The sequence below is a fragment of the Halomonas sp. KO116 genome (assembly GCF_000734975.2).
Classification (GTDB): domain Bacteria; phylum Pseudomonadota; class Gammaproteobacteria; order Pseudomonadales; family Halomonadaceae; genus Vreelandella; species Vreelandella glaciei.
Genome location: NZ_CP011052.1, coordinates 1,783,655 through 1,800,796, shown reverse-complemented (window position 1 = coordinate 1,800,796; position 17,142 = coordinate 1,783,655). Strand labels below are relative to the sequence as shown.

13 protein-coding genes are annotated in these 17,142 nt (G+C 49.4%); 4 read left to right on the top strand and 9 right to left on the bottom strand.

The annotated features are described in order from the left end of the window. Positions 1 to 9 precede the first annotated feature (9 nt). From bcsD to KO116_RS08285, 7 genes are all read right to left on the bottom strand, one after another. Positions 10 to 489: a cellulose biosynthesis protein BcsD gene (gene bcsD / locus KO116_RS08315; RefSeq protein WP_035563204.1), complete on the bottom strand. Its 480-nt coding sequence runs from the start codon at positions 487 to 489 to the stop codon at positions 10 to 12. Then, entirely contained in the window at positions 473 to 4,624 is a 4,152-nt protein-coding gene (locus tag KO116_RS08310) for a cellulose biosynthesis protein BcsC (protein WP_035563202.1), read from the bottom strand. The genes bcsD and KO116_RS08310 overlap by 17 nt, the downstream gene beginning before the upstream one ends. A gap of 2 nt (positions 4,625 to 4,626) precedes the next feature. Continuing rightward, positions 4,627 to 9,162: a UDP-forming cellulose synthase catalytic subunit gene (bcsA, locus tag KO116_RS08305; RefSeq protein WP_045812104.1), complete on the bottom strand. Its 4,536-nt coding sequence runs from the start codon at positions 9,160 to 9,162 to the stop codon at positions 4,627 to 4,629. Further along, positions 9,162 to 9,944, bottom strand: a complete 783-nt coding sequence (gene bcsQ / locus KO116_RS08300; RefSeq protein WP_045812103.1) for a cellulose biosynthesis protein BcsQ — start codon at positions 9,942 to 9,944, stop codon at positions 9,162 to 9,164. Before bcsQ ends, bcsA begins: the two co-directional genes overlap by 1 nt. Further along, positions 9,941 to 10,384 (bottom strand): hypothetical protein, encoded by a 444-nt coding sequence (locus tag KO116_RS25035; protein WP_158414206.1) that lies wholly within the window; start codon positions 10,382 to 10,384, stop codon positions 9,941 to 9,943. Before KO116_RS25035 ends, bcsQ begins: the two co-directional genes overlap by 4 nt. A 217-nt stretch (positions 10,385 to 10,601) precedes the next feature. After that, the gene (locus tag KO116_RS08290) at positions 10,602 to 11,474 is read right to left on the bottom strand and encodes a DMT family transporter (protein WP_035563199.1); all 873 of its coding nucleotides are present in this window, start codon (positions 11,472 to 11,474) and stop codon (positions 10,602 to 10,604) included. Further along, the gene (locus KO116_RS08285) at positions 11,471 to 11,740 is read right to left on the bottom strand and encodes a SelT/SelW/SelH family protein (RefSeq protein WP_035563196.1); all 270 of its coding nucleotides are present in this window, start codon (positions 11,738 to 11,740) and stop codon (positions 11,471 to 11,473) included. The genes KO116_RS08290 and KO116_RS08285 overlap by 4 nt, the downstream gene beginning before the upstream one ends. Before the next feature lie 95 nt (positions 11,741 to 11,835). Here KO116_RS08285 and KO116_RS08280 point away from each other — a divergent pair, with 95 nt between their 5' ends. The 4 genes from KO116_RS08280 (at position 11,836) to ettA (ending at position 15,986) form a co-directional block, all read left to right on the top strand. After that, a complete protein-coding gene (locus KO116_RS08280) occupies positions 11,836 to 13,149 on the top strand; it encodes an MFS transporter (RefSeq protein ID WP_035563193.1) in 1,314 nt (437 codons plus the stop codon). A 183-nt stretch (positions 13,150 to 13,332) separates the two neighbouring features. Then, positions 13,333 to 13,767, top strand: a complete 435-nt coding sequence (locus KO116_RS08275) for a PAS domain S-box protein (RefSeq protein ID WP_035563190.1) — start codon at positions 13,333 to 13,335, stop codon at positions 13,765 to 13,767. 189 nt (positions 13,768 to 13,956) lie between these two features. Then, positions 13,957 to 14,169: a PA3496 family putative envelope integrity protein gene (locus tag KO116_RS08270; protein ID WP_008959622.1), complete on the top strand. Its 213-nt coding sequence runs from the start codon at positions 13,957 to 13,959 to the stop codon at positions 14,167 to 14,169. A gap of 155 nt (positions 14,170 to 14,324) precedes the next feature. Beyond that, positions 14,325 to 15,986: an energy-dependent translational throttle protein EttA gene (gene ettA / locus KO116_RS08265; protein ID WP_035563186.1), complete on the top strand. Its 1,662-nt coding sequence runs from the start codon at positions 14,325 to 14,327 to the stop codon at positions 15,984 to 15,986. Positions 15,987 to 16,103: 117 nt separating this feature from the next. On the opposite strand, the gene coq7 is transcribed toward ettA, so the two are convergent. Further along, entirely contained in the window at positions 16,104 to 16,745 is a 642-nt protein-coding gene (gene coq7, locus KO116_RS08260; RefSeq protein WP_035563183.1) for a 2-polyprenyl-3-methyl-6-methoxy-1,4-benzoquinone monooxygenase, read from the bottom strand. A 49-nt stretch (positions 16,746 to 16,794) separates the two neighbouring features. Further along, positions 16,795 to 17,136 (bottom strand): histidine triad nucleotide-binding protein, encoded by a 342-nt coding sequence (locus KO116_RS08255; RefSeq protein WP_008959626.1) that lies wholly within the window; start codon positions 17,134 to 17,136, stop codon positions 16,795 to 16,797. Positions 17,137 to 17,142 lie beyond the last annotated feature (6 nt).

Here is a 17,142-nt window from a genome sequence, read left to right as displayed (position 1 = left end):
CAAAAGCCGCTAACGACCATAGAGGAAAGTGCATTCACGCTGTTCTAGATTACGACTTATACATCTGATAGGCACATCAAAATCTCCACCCTGCTGTTGCAGCCACCCTTTAAACACGCCTTCTAGCAATGCGGACATTGCTAGCAAACTGGTATCGAGGCGCTCCGGAGACGATCCTGGTACTGGGAATGCAGTATGACAAATATGCATTGCTTTATTTTCGGCCACGATGCTCGCCTGCCCCCAGTCCAGCAGGCCTAATTCATCGTTGACGGCTTGCTCCAGCCGCTCTAGCGTAGCGCACTCTCCAATAGGCTTTTCTGCAGCTATTCGACTACCGATATGGTGCCAAAAACCAGATGATTCCTCTTTACCCGCGTTATTAGAGAGCTCATCAAAGACCAGTTCTAAAAAAAGCCGCCACTGGGGACTACAGTGTCGCTTAGCGTAGTACTCGATGTGTTGAATATGATTATCTGGCTCGTTCACCGCTATCTCCAAAGATATAGTTCATAAACATACTCGCGGATGTATCGTTGTAATCACCGAAGCTATTGAAGTCCACATTGCCGCCAAGGGAAAGTTCCGGGGTCATTTGATACTTCATAGTTCCACCGAATGAAAGACCTACACCACTTTCGCTCTCTCCCTCATAGCGTGATTCTTGCGTCGCTCCCAAGGCAGCAAACACATCTAGCAACGCTTGTGCATCCGGATCAGTGGGAAAATAATTGCTTTCATCAGTACTATAGCTTTGGAAACCTGGAGCAATGTATCCACCCAACGTTAACTGGTCGGTAAAGTTTTCCTGATAATTGATAGGGAAGGTCACGCTAACGTAGTCCTGAGGACTGAAATATCCTCCATGCCCATAGGTAAAGTGGCTGAGATCATCATCAAAAGCCATCGCAGAAATATGAACACCCGTTTGCAGCCGACGACGTTCATTATTGATCGGACGCGCATAGCCACCCAGAGATAGTTCATATGACTGGTTATCGGCAACGTTATTACCGGTATATCGATATGTACCAATATCAGCATAGAGACCGCCTGTTTCAGTATCGTAATTGATACCTGCTCGGCCACCGGTGCTCACTACTCCACCCCACGTATCGCCAGAATAAGCATCGTAGGTGCCCGCATACGAAAGTACACTATCCTTCACAGCTCGGCGCTCAGCAGTAAAATTCAGCGATATATTGTCAGCGACCTCAGGGCGCCAATTGATACCACCAACCAAATTTGTTTCTTCAAACCCAAGAGGCGTGCTGCCAATATCCAAGTTTAGGTTGCGATTTGTATAACTAAGTTCTAGCCCCGAACCGCTATCCCGTAGGCTGGAGGGACGTGCTGATTGTGCCTCTAAACGGCTTTGGATGCCAGCAAGGGCAGTTTCAATCTGCTCACGACTATTTGCAAACGCACTTAAAGACTCGCCGTCCAGGTCTAGCTCAGCAAAATTGACACTATTTTCTTCAAGGTAACTATTAAATAGCGCTAGCTGTTGATCAGTCAGACTGGCGACCGTTAAGCCTGCTTCAAATAGTGGATTACGCTCAAGAGCTGCCTCATAAAAGCCTCTCGCCTCCTCTAGTTCAGCAGCCAATCTAACCGCCTCTTGTTCATTTACTGCAGCATCCAGGCTACTCTGGGCAGCGAAAAAGTTTGTTACGGCTGACTCAATCTCGTCCAAGATAGAGGAGACGCCACCCAACGACTGATTTAATGTACTGGCACTCTCAGCCAGACCACTGCGCCCATAGCGTCGCAGGCCATCTCCCTCAGGCGTTCCCGCCGTTACTTGTGTTGGCGTGATCGCTACTTCAAGACGGCCCTCTCCGAATGGTATTGCTGAAAAACGCAAGGGAGCTTCAATGCGATCCTGTTGGCTCAAGCCACTCTCGCCATCGCGGAAATTAAACACAAACTCGGTGGTAACTCTTGGCGCCCGCTCGCGCCTAATCTCTCTAGAGAGATCATCAATCTGTTGGCTTACAGTCGGGGCTTGCATCTCTGTTTCAGCGAGCTCAACGTCGCTGCTGATTTCGCGGCTAGCGCTCGGTAGCCAGCTAGGTCGTTGTGAATAATTTGCGGTTCCTCTGGCCCTATCCGTAAACGGATTCTGTCTTTGAGAAAGGGCAGCAACCTCGCCTTCTTGTCCACTTAACCGCTGGCGGGCTTCGCTCAATAAAGCCAGTGCTCCAAGGCTCTGGCCGTTAGCTCGAGCAACTTGGGCGCGGAGTAGTAGTATATCAGCCGTTTGCTCCTCTGACGCATAGCGCTCCAGCAGCTGGCTAGCTTGACTCGTGCGGTTGTTAGAAAGCGCCGTTTGCACAGCGCCTAGCAGCGCCTGCTCACTCTGTGGATGACGAGTCAACACATAGGTGTAAATTTGTTCTGCTTGTGCTTGGCGCCCCCCATCAGCATATACACGACCCATCGCCAACAATAAATCTTCATTGTCAGGTGTTTGTCGCATCGGTTCAGCAAGCCGATCATAAGCACTAGCTAAGCGGCCACTCTGACGCAGTTGGTCAGCTTCAATAATAACCAACCCACGTTCTACTGCTAACGCATCTTGATTTTCTTGCCATTGAGGATAAGCAGCTAAACGATGAAATAATTGGCGAGCTGCTTCTGGGCGCCCTGCCTGGGCCATCACCAGCACGTGGTTGATATATTCGTTGGGTGTTTGCTCGTCAATTCCACGGGCTAAGTCGCGCTCCACCCAACGAAGGGCTTCACTTTTTGCACCCGCCTGAGATAAAGCTCCCGCAATTTGACTAACCTGATTTGGCGTCAGCTCAGAATCTCTATAGCGAAGATATAACTGCTGTAGTGAGGCAATTGCGGCAGTGCGATTTCCCTGCTCTAGCTGAGCAATTGCTTCCGTGAGGGGCTGCTGAATTTGCGCCTGCTGCTGAAGTGATTGCATATCAGCGGTTATTGCATTGGCCGGAATCCCAGATAGCAAACGCTGGGTTTCTGACCAACGTTCCTGCTCAGAAGCAAATAACGCAGCGGCGTAGCGTTGGTCAGGTGTTGCACTGCCGCTTTGAAAAGGCACCATCAAGGCTTGCGCTTCATCAGGGCGTGATTGATCAGCTAAAACCCGTGCTAAGTCGAGCCGCGTCCAAGGATCATTTGGCGATAAAGCAAGGGCTTCGCGAAGCGCCGTCTCAGCCCCAAAACTATCCTGCTGACGCGCTTGACGACGCAGCGCCTCCACTTGCGCAGTGGTTAATCCGCCAATTTGGCTGCGGGCACTTTCCGGAAGAGCCTGCGCTACTTGCTGAGCAGTCGCCCAATCACCTTTATCAGACAGTACTTGAACCAAACCAACACGCGCGTCTACATCATTTTGACGGGCTTCCAGAAGGCCGCGGTAGGCCTGTTCTGCAGCATCCAGACGCTGCTGCCTGCGCAAAATGTCTGCTTCTAACAGTCGGGCGGCACGCCCTGCATCACCGTTCTGCTGAGTAAGCGGCCGTACTTGCCCAAGCGCCTGCTCAAGATTATTCGCCTCCGCTAAACGCCGAGCTTCTCCCAAGCGGGCATAAAACGCTGCGCTTTGATACGCGGCCGCCCACTGTTCTCGCTGAGCAGGCACTTCATCCATCGCTTCACCGAGTAAATCTCTCGCTTCAGCAAACTGCTGCCTACGTAGCAGTATCAGCCCTAAACCGACTTTAGCCTCTGCGTCTTGAGAATTAACGTTAAGCGCTTGCCGAAATGACTCCTCCGCATTGCCAAGCTCTCCAGACTGAAGCGCAGTAAAGCCGATTGCACGAGAGTTCTGAGCAATGGAGTCTTCGAACCGCTGTATCACTTCGGTATCACTTGGGTTGGCCTGTGCATAAGCCTGATAAAGCGTTTGGTCCGCAGGCGTGGCCTCTAGCCACAATAATGCTTGACGCCAAGCACTCCGTGCAGCCGCCGCATCTAAGCCATCTTCTTGCGCTATCTGTGCTAACTGATCAATTCCTTCACGGCGGGTGCCCTCGCGATAGGTTAAGACCTTTCCTAAGGCAAGGCTTAGAGGATCATTTTCAGGATATTTATTACTAAACTGGCGCAGGCCATCACGCGCCTCTCGCCATTGAGTATCGCTGCCACCGGCCAATGTTTGGTAATACTCAACCGCCAAACCTCGAGGAGGTGTTTCACCTCTAAATAACTCCCGGTATGCGGTTACCGACTCTTCATAGCGGTTAGCACGGGCTAACTGACGAGCACGATTCAGCTGCGCGGTGTCTAACTCACTGCCCTGCTGAAGCTGGTCTAGCTCGATTAGACGCGGGTTATTAGGTGATACCTCTGCAAGGCGCTGAATCCACTGCTCCGCTTGATCAGGTTGTTCATCCACGAGGGCTTGTTGCGCTAATCGGAACAGAACTTCTGGGTCGTCCGGCCGACCAGAAAGGTATCGCTCTAAGGCTTGCCTAGCTAAATCCGGACGTTGATTTTCTTGCCAGAAATCAGCTTGGCGTAATAAAGCATCTAGGGCGGTTTGCGAGTTATCTTGCCCCCACGCAGTTGACACTGGAACGCAGCAGGCGAATGCACTTAGCAAAAGCCGCTTTTTTAACTTCATGATAGTAGGTACGGGTGATGTATACATATTTATTTCCCGCCAGGGTGCGTATTGCTACCACTATATGCGCGCCGCAATGCCCGCCGCTTGAGAGCGCTATAAAAAACTCCCGCCATTAATAAAAGTACCGTCACCATCGCCAGCAGCATAGGAATAATATACTGCCCTGCATACCAGCGAATAAGTCGATGCCAGACCATTCTTCCTCGCGCTGTCCGGGGCCCAACTTGATAAGCATTAACTTTGTGATCAGGAGAGATCACTACTAAGTCACCTACTGCTTGACGGCTAATTTGGGGTTGATCAATGATCGCAGCTAACGTCCGCATTCCTTCATCGTGAAAAGCAGTTGCTACCACGATACTTCGCATTGGATTAAGCGGTGACCGAACTCCCATTAACACTTGTTCTGGTGCTTGACTACCGAGCCTGTTACGTGAACGTTCTACGTCTTTTCCCCACTGTGCCTGCGACCACAAGTTGAGACGACTAAGCAGACTTAACGGTGTAACACGCAAAGCGCCTTGCTGAATGCTAAATGGGTCTATGTGGCTATTGAGCTGGCTATTTTCTAATTGATCAGCGCGAGCAACGACCAGGATATCTTGCTGGGCTAGGCTGTCATTAAGGGTTAATCCTTTTCGTATATTTAAGGCCGTACTTGGATAACCCGTGGAAGCCCCCATACGACCAATCAAACCAAGCGCGGTGCTAATTTCCACAGCGTCAGGCTCACTTGCCACCATCAATGTCGTTTGAGATAAATCCGCCCACTGGGTAAATGGAAAGCCAGCACTTAACCAGTACGAGAGTTCGGGTAACACTGCAAAATGTTGCGCGTCACTCATATCTAAATATGAGTCTGGATAAAGTCGCGTTTCAATACGATCAGGCAGGCCAAGCTCGCAACCATCTTCAGGCGTATTGACGGCCATATTAAAGTAGAAACTAAGTTGGTTATTTCCATATAGCTGCTCTTGTGGAATACGTAACGTTGCTCTTTCTTGGCGAATATCATTGCCCAGTAGCCTCCATGCATCCCAAGCTAGCGAGCGTTTTTCAACGGGTAAAGAGCCAAGATAAGACCCGTTTAATTCCACCTCTAAGCGTGAGTCGCTTTCATTTAACCAATCGCCACGTGGGAACTCATAACCTATCTCCAACGTGACATCGTCACCGGGCCACAAGTGTATGTTTGGCGGTAGACGGAAGCTATAGTTTTGTGGCGGAGGACGAATACCTTCACCGACCATTTCACTGCTACTTGTCATGCTAGTGAGAAATATTGGTTCATTAAGTGCCTGCCAGTTAGGTGCGTCATAAGGTTTCCTCAAAGGAAAAAGAGGAGCGCTAACTTGTTCGCTATCCCCACTCAGCCTCGCTTGATAACTAGCTAAATAAGTTGCAGCATTTTTCACTTCCTGTTCGGTTTTCCCCGTCGCAATAAGCAAGCGATACATAGGATTATTGGGATTGGCTTGTTGCAGTAAAGTTGGCCCATTAATCCGCGGCAACTCCACCCCTAGCGGCATTTGCTCAGGGGTGCCTATCACAACCGCATGCTGGTCAGGTATTTGGGTATGATGAACTGGAAAATCCGCCCCCCTAAATCCAGATTCAACCGCAAAATGCGACGCTAAAATAGCACTGGCACTCAGTAACGTTTCAGAGGGAGAAGCAGGCATAACAAAGGGTAATTCCAGCCGATCCATGTCTGCTATATCAAAAAATGGAGCTGGCAAATTAGCTAAACCGCTTACTGGTGGTAATGATTGAACGTCTACTGTAAGTGTCGAGCTAGGCAGTATTTCCACCCAAATATCTTTACTCAGCAGGTTATTACACTGCTCTAATGTTTGACCTGTAATACTCAGCAACAATGTGTTGTAGGATACAATTAACTCAGGAGGGATAGTAATTTCAGCCACTAGATGATCTGCGGTGAAGCGATCAAGTTCAAGAGTATCAACCACTATGCCGTTTAGATTAACGTCTAACTGACTAAGTCCTTCCAATAACATATCGGAATAGCGTATCTCCAAATGCAATACAGCTTCCGTTGACACTTCATCACTGCGTAAGGCGAACTCCACCCCCGCCTGGGCTCCATTACCCTGTATGCGTAAGGTATTAGGTTCTAACGATTCGCTATTCGTTTGCTGTAAAAGCGGGTAGATGCGTTCGCGAGTTTGAGTCGGCATATTGAAAGCCAGCCCTCCTCTCGCGCTCACTTCAACGTCAGGCAAAAATGAATTGTCAGGCGATAAAGTATCTGACATCAACAACTTTGATTGCGGTGGCAGCGGTGAAACACCTAACTCTTGGCTCCATGCCCGCTGAGTAGACATAATGCCAATCACAATTAAAGCGACCAACACCATGCGCCATACCCATGTTGACGCTGGAGTCGTTGCTTGAGCTGCTACTGGTGCTGCACTGGTGGGGATGCCTTCTGCCTCCTTAACTTGTTTTGCGCCTGAAGCACCTCTTGCAAATAGGCGATTCTCCTTCCAGTTTTTGAAAAACAGACCTGTAACTGCACGAATGACCGTCCACATGGAGCGAAGTGGCTGATCTTGGGGAAGTTTACGTTTTTGTAACCAAGCATCTGCACGCCCCATAACTAATTTGACCAACTGTCGACGTTGCGCCACGTTCAAGCTGCCAAACCGTAGACGGATATGCTGGTTATCATGGCTCACTACATGCACTGGAAAAAGAACTGGATGGCCGTCGAATTTCATTTCAACAAAATCAATTCGGGAATCTTCAGAAAAGCCCGCTATTGCAGCGATTTGCATCCCCCCCATTGAAAGGTTTTGAGTGGCCGCCGTTAAGGTATAACCACCGACTAGATGCAATACCGCAGGGCGACTGAGTTTAATCCGCACGTATTCACGAACTTGTCGTTGCTCACTTCCTACCGCGATTGCCGCCATCAAAAAGAAAGCGCTAAAGGAAGCCCAGATTATATTGAAGAGTAAAACGCTTAATTGTTCACCTTCCGGGTTCCACCAGACGAAGCGTATAATGCCCCATAGCGTACCGGCCGTCAGTAACGCTAGCAAAAATAAATGTGGTCGTGTGACATTAAAATCAAAAAAACTTCGATCTAGCCGCCCGCCCTTTTCGGTAACATTAAACTTGCCACGGTTAGGATTAAAAAGAGTAATAATCGAAGGTTTAAGAAGATAAAAGGTTAGAACCGTTTCATATATTTCATTCCAAAATGTATAGCGGTACTGACCGACAAGTTTTGCATTGGTATAAACGACAGCAAACAAGTGAGGTAAAACATACACCGCAACTGACTGCGGAGAGGCCTGGATAATATTAAGTCCAAATAGCAGGTAAGCTAACGGCGCCGTTAAAAAAACAAAACGCGCTAGAGGAAACTGGAAATGCAGCATTGCGCTCAAGTAGCAAAGACGCTGAGGAATACTTAACCCTCGTCCCAGAAGTGGGTTATCACGGCGCAATATTTGTGTCATCCCACGAGCCCATCGCGCTCGCTGAACGATATGTAGTGCCAAACGCTCAGTAGCCAAACCAGCTGCAAGAGGTATCCCCAGATATGCGGTGGACCATCCTTTTCTCTGCAACTTTAATGCTGTATGAGCATCCTCCGTTACTGTTTCAACAGCAAAGCCGTCGATTTCGGCCAGAGCACTGCGACGGATAACAGCACAGGAACCGCAAAAAAAAGTTGCGTTCCAGTAATCATTTCCTTTCTGAATGGGACCGTAGAAAAGCTCACCTTCGTGAGGTACTTCTCTTCCGCTTACTAGATTACGTTCAAAAGGATCAGGAGAATAAAAATGGTGGGGCGTCTGTATAAGTGCTAAACGTTCATCAACAAGAAATGAACCCACTGTTGCCTGTAAAAAGACTCGCGTCGTAACATGATCACAATCAAATATACAAATTAGCTCTCCTTTTGTTTTTTGAAGAGCATTATTTAAATTACCCGCTTTAGCATACATATTATCTGAACGTGCTATATAACCCACTCCTGCTTGTGCCGCAAAAGCAGCAAACTCAGCCCTTTTACCGTCATCTAAAATATAGACATTAACTTTATCAGCCGGGTAGTCAAGATTTTGCGCTGCCAGCACGGTATCACGAACGACATCTAAACTTTCGTTATAGGTGGGGATATAAACGTCTACCGTTGGCCATTTAGAGATTTGCTTAGGTAATGGCACAACTTTACGTTCAAGTAGCCAAGCTGATTGAAAAAAGCTAAGTACTAATACTAGCCAAGCATACAGTTCTGCACCTAAGAGCCCCAAGCTCAAAATAGACTCTAGAAGGCCTTCGGTAACCAGTGTCTCAGTCACCCGCCAATAGATATAACGACTCGCGGTCATAACCGTAATCAAGGCCATTGCTAAGCGTACACGTGGCGAATTAACCTGACCCATCACAAGTAAAAGTGCAGCCGTAATCCCCCCAAAAGCTAACTGATTACTCAGCGTCATGGGCGTTGAAATCACAATTAGCAAAATAGGAGTGCAAAGAAGTAATAAAAGGATAATCCAGGTTTTATACAGAAGCTGTTTCATCACTCACCTACCTGACGAATTTGCACTAACGCAGTATCCGGCATTAAACGCATAAGATTATGAGCGATGACTTCCAAATCATTAACCACCGCTGATGTATAAGCATGCTGTAGAACAGAGACCTGTAGAGCATGTGCTTCAGACACCGCAGGATCGCGATGTACAGATCCTAGCAGAGAAGCACCTAATCGTTCTTTTAAAAGCGAATACACGTCACGACTAAGCTCACTTCTTAAATCCAGTTGGTTCACAACGTAATACAGATGCCTACTTACATCTCCTGAATAGAAGTCTCCCTCTTCAATGGAAGGCAGAACAGCCAAAGAAGCGCTATCAGAAAGCAGTGCTGTCACACATAGTGGCTTTAATTTACATATTGCATCTAAAGCAACCGAATGCCCTGGGGGCAAATCCACTAATAAAACATCGTCCGGGGAGTCATAGAAACTCCTAAGTGATTGATATAGAGCTTGCGGATCACTGGAGATATAGCTCTCAAAACGGTAGCGTTCCTCTCGAGTTGTGGGACCGTAAGCAAGCACATTGATGCCAATGGATGTAGTTCTTACCATTTCATGCCAATATGGATTTGAAGTTGCTTCAGCCACATATCCTTGCGGGTCATTAAAAGCAATGCCAAAATGTAATTTCAGCGCATCCTGGCTATCGAAATCGATAACCGTGACATTAAATCCTTGACGCTGAAATGTGTAGGCAAGATTAGCAGTTAACGTCGTTTTTCCAACACCTCCTTTAGGTGATGCAACGCAAATAAGAGTCATGAATTAATTTCCCTTAGCAACGCTTTTAGCGACGTTTCTTCGTTTTCATCTGATTGTTGCTCGTTACCGTTATCGGTATAAATTTCAAATAAGTGACCAAAAGAAGGTCGCTTCGGTTGAGTGGGCGATGGATGCTCATATGATGGATGCTCATATAAAGCGTCGAAGGAGGTGGGCCGGGAAACATTTTTTTGTTGAGGAGTCGCTGGTCGCAGCGTTGGTACCATCGCTGGTTTTTGTACTTGATGAGGTACCCGTGGTGCTTGCTTTGAGCGCTCAACGCTCGTATGCACTACACCAGGGGCATACTTTGCAATACAATCGAGCAATTTCCAACGCTGAGACTCATTGGAATGAGCCGTACCTTCCGAAAATTCCCGATGTTCAAATCCCGTACCGAAATTTTCATCTGATACACCAATATCTACATTTTTTCCCATGTTTTCGTTACAACCTCGTTTAAATCTACAACCAACACTATACTGAAGGCTAAACTTCATGCATCTTTATGCCAGTATTTTGTTAGTAGCAACTGTTGGCTCATACTGAGGAACTAGCTATTAACTTGGTTTTGTATACTAGATCACTACCCACATCAAGGACTAAAATAACAATAATTCAACAAATAGAAATATTCGTTTGCCGAACAACAACTGTCTAGTTACCCTTTTGTCCTTGCTGAAGCCCTAATCCCAACAAAATGAGCACCAACCCGACCAGGGTTGAAGGCAAAATAGGCTCGCCTACCACTAGATAAAGCAAAAACAGCGACACAGGCGGTGAAAGAAAAATCAGGTTGGAGACTTTGGCGGTGCGCGACACTTGATGTACCGCTAGCTGCCACAAAATAAACGCCACACCCATTTCAAACAGACCTACATAAACGCCCGCCCCAAACGCTGGCCAACCGTGCCACTGCACACCTGGGCCAAGCAGTAACAAAACTGTCAACACAGGTAGACCCACGCTGAAATTTTGCCATTGGCCTACTAGGGGCTGTCGCTTATCGCGTGCATTGAGAAGCCAATAAAGTGCCCACAGCAGTGTCGAAGCGAGTGCCAGTACAACCCCTAACGGATCGGCGAAAGAGACATTGAAAACCAAGCCACGTGTAGCGATCACCCACACGCCTGCATAAGCGACCAACCCAGCAACGATATCTATTCGGGTTAAGCGTTGACCAAGCAAAGGCACCGCTAAAAACGCCATCGCTAACGCCCAGGTGTAATTCAGCGCCATGGCTTCTTGCCCGGGGAGGCGGTCATAGGCGGCGAATAGCACTAAATAATAAGCCACGGGATTCATCAGCCCCGCCCATGCAGCCGTTTTCCAACCACTGCGTAGCGCCTTAGACATATTTCCCTGCTTGATGACTAGCGCCCCCATTAATGCCCAGGAAACGAATGCCGCTAGCCACATCAATTCCAAAGGACTCATCCAAGCGAGTGCTACTTTGAAAGCCGTTGCTACTGTCGACCAAAGCGCTACCGCCCCCAGGCCATAGAGGACGGCTTGCTTATCCTGATTCATCGGTCGATATGTCCTAAATCTCGCCCTGGATCCAATTGATCTCGCACACGCTGCTTAAGAAGTTTTATATCGGGAAAGCCGCCATCACGCTTACGCTCCCAGAGCAGTAGCTCATCACACCATATCTCGAAAGCGCCGCCATGAGAGGGGGATAGCGCGACCTCGGTCAGTTGCTCACCGAAGGTCGATAGAAGTTCTTGGGCATACCAAGCGCTACGCAATAGCCACTGACATTGAGTGCAGTAGCGGATTTGAATACGTGGCATTGAGAGTTCCTTATCGGTAAATTCCTTTGCAGGATACTATGTCGTTCTCAGAAAACATTTTGTCATTTTAAATTAGCAATCGCCAAGGAACCGTCATGGCTCAACCGGATGTTTCACAGTCTCGCCTTTATGAGTGGCTAACAGGCGATGAAGATAGCCGCATGTGCGATGACATACCTGATAGTGCTTGCAACGCACAGCCGCACAACTTTTTCCTACACCTATGGGCTTCTTTAGGAAATAAGTTGGCTGACGAGTTATCTAGCGCGCGCTTAGTTTTACCGTGGCTGATGGGAATTATTGGAGCACCGGTGTGGATGGTAGGCTTGCTAGTGCCCATCCGTGAGGCGGGTGCGCTACTGCCACAAATTTTTGTGGCGGGTTTTATCCGCTTAAAACCCAAACGGAAATGGGTATGGGTAACAGGTGCGTTGATTCAGGCGCTAGCTGCATTAGTGCTGGCCCTACTGGCATTGTTCGCCACCGGCTCTTTGGGCGGTGCATTAGTGTTAGCCGCGCTCGTGCTGCTTTCGCTGGCACGGGGCTTATCCTCTATCGCGACCAAAGACGTGCTGGGTAAAACCATTTCCAAACGCCGCCGCGGCACGTTGATGGGCTGGAGCGGCAGCGTTGCCGGTGGTGCTACGCTGGCGGCGGGCGCTGTACTCATGCTGTTTGGTAGTCGCCCCGGCAATGTCATCGTGGCGCTCTTACTCGTAGTCGCCGCTAGCAGCTGGCTAATGAATGCCTTAGCCGCGGCCCGTATTGAAGAAGCTCCTGGCGCCGTTGAAGGAGGAGAAAACGGCTGGGACAGTATTAAGCTAGGTCTGTCGCTGCTAAAAAATGATCGCACTTTTCTACACTTCAACCTTGCCAGGGCATTACTGCTATCAAGTGCACTCGCCTTGCCTTACATCGCCCTGCTGGGGCAGAACCAAAGTGGCACCGACCTCGGCGGCCTGGGTATTTTGATTGTGGTATCCGGGCTTGCAGCGATGGTGGCAAGCCCCGTCTGGGGCAAGCGCGCCGACCAATCGAGCCGCAGCGTTATGCGCGATGCAGCGGTAGGTACGGCTATTTGCTGTTTATTAGCTGCCAGCGTGGTCTGGTTGCCAAACGGCTGGGCACAAAGCATTTGGCCCTATGCGGTGGTTTACGCGCTCTTAGTGGTTATTCACCATGGCGTACGCTTGGGGCGAAAAACCTACCTCATTGATATGGCGAGTCAAGATAATCGGGCGCTTTATGTTGCGCTCTCTAATACGCTAACAGGCGTATTAATGCTTTTGGTAGGCGGCATTATTGGCGCTCTTGCACAATGGTTTGGTAGCGCCATACTACTGCTAATACTGGCAGCAACCGCCGTGGGGGCTGTATTGAGCGCCCACCAATTACCCGAGGTCGAATGAGACGGTGCGCGTACACGATTGCAATGCGTGACAACGCTCGCCATGATAGAGCCAGATAGCAGCGGTAGATTGGAGCCCTTGCTATGCTGCTGATAATAAATGATTTGAAATGCTGCCCGTTCACAGGCAAAAAAAGCCACTTTGAACGGCGGGAAGGATTGGAGCTGCAACAGGAACCCCTTGATGAAACGATCTCCATTGATCAGTCCAGAGCTGCTCGAACGCATAATTGACGCCTCGGAAGACGGTATTGTTGTTGCTGAACAGGAAGGCGATGAAAATATCCTCATCTACGTCAATAAAGGCTTTGAACGCTTAACGGGCTATAGCGCAGATGAAATTCTGTATCGCGACTGTCGTTTTTTGCAGAACGAAGACCGCGACCAGGATGCCCTGATCTCTATCCGAGACGCGCTTAAAGATGGCAGTCCTTCTCGCGAAGTACTGCGTAATTACCGTAAAGACGGCACCATGTTTTGGAATGAATTATCCATTACACCGGTCTACGACGAAGCAGACGAGCTGATGTATTACATTGGCGTACAAAAAGACGTAACGGAACGTGTAGAGGCTCAGCTTGCGCTTGTGGAGTTACAAAAACAGCGAGATAACCGCTAATTATTAACTTTTCCACTAAAAAAACCGATCAATGCTTGAACTTCATCCCTACTGGCGTTATATAGCCGCAAGGCGCTTAATTTGCGCTAGGCGCTTCACTTTGCAATCCACACGTGCTTTTTGATCCGCACGTGCTAATAAGTGGAGCCGTTGTTACGCCGGCACGCCGGCTGGGTTGGAGGACATCACATGAGCCGTGATCCCCTAAATCGTGAAACGTTTACCAGTGAAGCAATCGACTCAGACGAGTTTGAAAGTTTAGATGCCGTTAATGATGACCATTACGGTAAAAGCAAGCCTAGCAAAGCAGACAGCTTACGCGCACGACGCCAAGTAGAAGCATGGCTAGAAGAGCGTCGACTTCAGCGAGCCATAGAAGACGACTGGGACGAAGAAGAGTAAGCGTTGAATAGCTTGGCCTTCTCAGCCAATGAGTGGGTCTGGCTAGCCGCGCACCTTAAGCAGCCTAGCCTTTCCTGGCGCAGACCACTATCATCATTCCTTAGCCAGTAGCCTGCTGCTGTCGCTTTTTTCTATCAACAACCTAACGGATCTCCATGGCGCAATACGTTTTCACCATGAATCGGGTTGGCAAAGTAGTGCCGCCCAAAAAGCAAATTCTCAAGGATATCTCATTATCATTTTTTCCTGGTGCCAAAATCGGCGTATTGGGGCTTAACGGTTCGGGAAAATCCACACTGCTGCGCATCATGGCCGGTGTCGATAAAGAGTTTGAAGGTGAAGCTCGTCCGATGCCCGGCATCAATATTGGCTACCTGCCCCAGGAGCCGGAACTAGACGACGAGAAAAACGTCCGCGACACCGTCGAAGAAGCGCTAGGGGCAATTAAAGAAGCACAAGAGAAGTTAGATGCAGTGTACGCAGCTTACGCCGAGCCAGACGCCGACTTTGATGCCCTGGCAAGTGAGCAGGGGCGGCTGGAAAATATTATCGAGGCGGCCGATGCGCATAACTTAGAACGCAAGTTAGACGTTGCCGCTGAAGCGTTGCGCCTTCCTCCTTGGGATGCCAAAGTCGGCAACCTATCAGGGGGTGAACGCCGCCGGGTGGCACTATGTCGCCTGCTACTCTCAAGTCCTGACATGCTGCTGTTGGATGAGCCTACCAACCACCTTGATGCAGAATCAGTGGCTTGGCTTGAGCGCTTCTTGCACGACTACAACGGCACCGTAGTGGCGATTACCCACGACCGTTACTTCCTGGATAACGTGGCGGGCTGGATTCTTGAGCTCGACCGTGGTCAGGGTATCCCGTTTGAGGGTAATTACTCTCAGTGGCTTGAGCAGAAAGATCAGCGCTTAAACCAAGAAGCCAAGCAGGAAGCCTCGCGCCAAAAAGCCATCAGGCAAGAGCTTGAGTGGGTGCGCAGCAACGCCAAAGGCCGTCAGGCAAAAAGCAAAGCGCGTCTTAACCGCTTTGAAGAAATGCAGTCAGGCGACTTTCAGAAACGCAATGAAACCAATGAAATCTATATTCCGCCTGGTCCACGCCTAGGCGACAAGGTTATTGAGTTTCATAACGTGACCAAGCGCTTCGATGACAAGCTGCTTTATCAAGACCTCTCTTTCACGATTCCACCGGGTGCGATTGTGGGGATCGTAGGCGGTAACGGCGCAGGTAAGTCGACCCTATTTCAGCTAATTACCGGTAAAGAACAGCCCGATGCAGGCGAAGTTGTGATTGGCGAAACCGTCGATATCGCCTATGTCGAGCAGTTACGCGATGCGCTGGACAACAAGCAAACTGTCTGGGAAGCCGTATCGGATGGTCAGGACATCCTCAATATTAACGGCTACGAAGTCTCCTCCCGCGCCTATGTTGGTCGATTCAACTTTAAAGGTAACGACCAGCAGAAGCGTTTATCGGAGCTCTCCGGGGGCGAACGCGGTCGCTTACAGCTTGCGCAAACGCTCAAGCAAGGCGCTAACGTGCTGTTGCTTGATGAGCCGTCAAACGATTTGGATATCGAAACCCTGCGGGCACTGGAAGACGCACTACTCGCCTTCCCGGGCTGTGCCATGGTGATTTCGCACGATCGTTGGTTCTTAGACCGTATCGCCACGCACATTATGGCCTTTGAAGGTGATTCTGAAGTGGTCTTGTTTGAAGGCAACTACGCAGAGTACGAAGAAGATCATAAGAAGCGGGTCGGGAACGATACGCCTAAGCGCATGAAATACAAGCGCATTGATGCCTGATAGTTTGCCTAACGCTGACGCGTGATATTAATAGCCAAGGCCTCGCACTGCGGGGCCTTCTCATTTCCGATTACGCTGAAAAACATTGTATTAATCAGGGTTCGTCATGAAGGTATATTAAAGGTGATAGGCACTTTTAGAGATGACTTTCGAGGCCAGTCGCATGCCCCACTTCACCGGGGCAGGAAAACGAATGCCCCCTGCCTCTAAAGCAAGATGGGCGTGATGCGCCTCATCAACAGCCATTTGGCGTAGGATAGCTCGTGAGCGATAGTCGCCGGGGGGTAGCGATTTTTGGTGAGCATCCAGATGTTTACCTGCCTGTTCTTCCGTCGCGGCAACAACCCCCAAACTGATACGATCACTGACCGCCCCAGTCGCTGCCCCGATGCCAAACGAGGCTACATAAAAGAGCGGGTTTAAATAGCTGGGTCGGCTTTGTAACTGCACTAAACGCTCATCACACCAGGCCAGATGATCGATCTCTTCCAGTGCAGACTGCTCAACCTGTTGACGCACATGAGGAAGTTTAGCGGTCACGCTCTGCCCCTGGTACAGCGCTTGGGCACACACTTCACCGGTATGATTAATCCGCATCAAACCCGCCGCGTGGCGGCGCTCTTGATCATCGAGCGCGCCATCGACAACACCCGCTGCAGGGCTGGTGCGCTGCGATGCGGCCGCGTGGGGCATTAGCGTACGTAAAACAGTATCAAACTGGTGGATGACGCGATCTGAACGACTCTGTTGACGATCCATGGCAACACTCCGTTGTTTGATGACGGGTGACGATAGCGGTCTACTTAGCCTAACCAGCAGGCCACGTGAAAGCGCGTCCACCCATTAAATGCATGTGGATATGGTAGACCGTTTGCCCGCCCATTTCGTTGCAGTTCATAACCACACGATAGCCATCTTCAGCAAAGCCCTGCTCACGGGCAAGCTTGGCGGCAGTAAACTGCAGCCGCCCTACCGTAACAAGATCGGTTTCATCGATATCATTGAGTGTGGCGATATGCTTTTTGGGAATGATCAACTGATGCGTCGGCGCTTGGGGGCCAATATCGTTAAACGCTAACACATGCTCATCTTCATAAACGATATCAGCAGGGATTTCACGCTTAATGATTTTGCAAAACAGACAGTCCATATAACT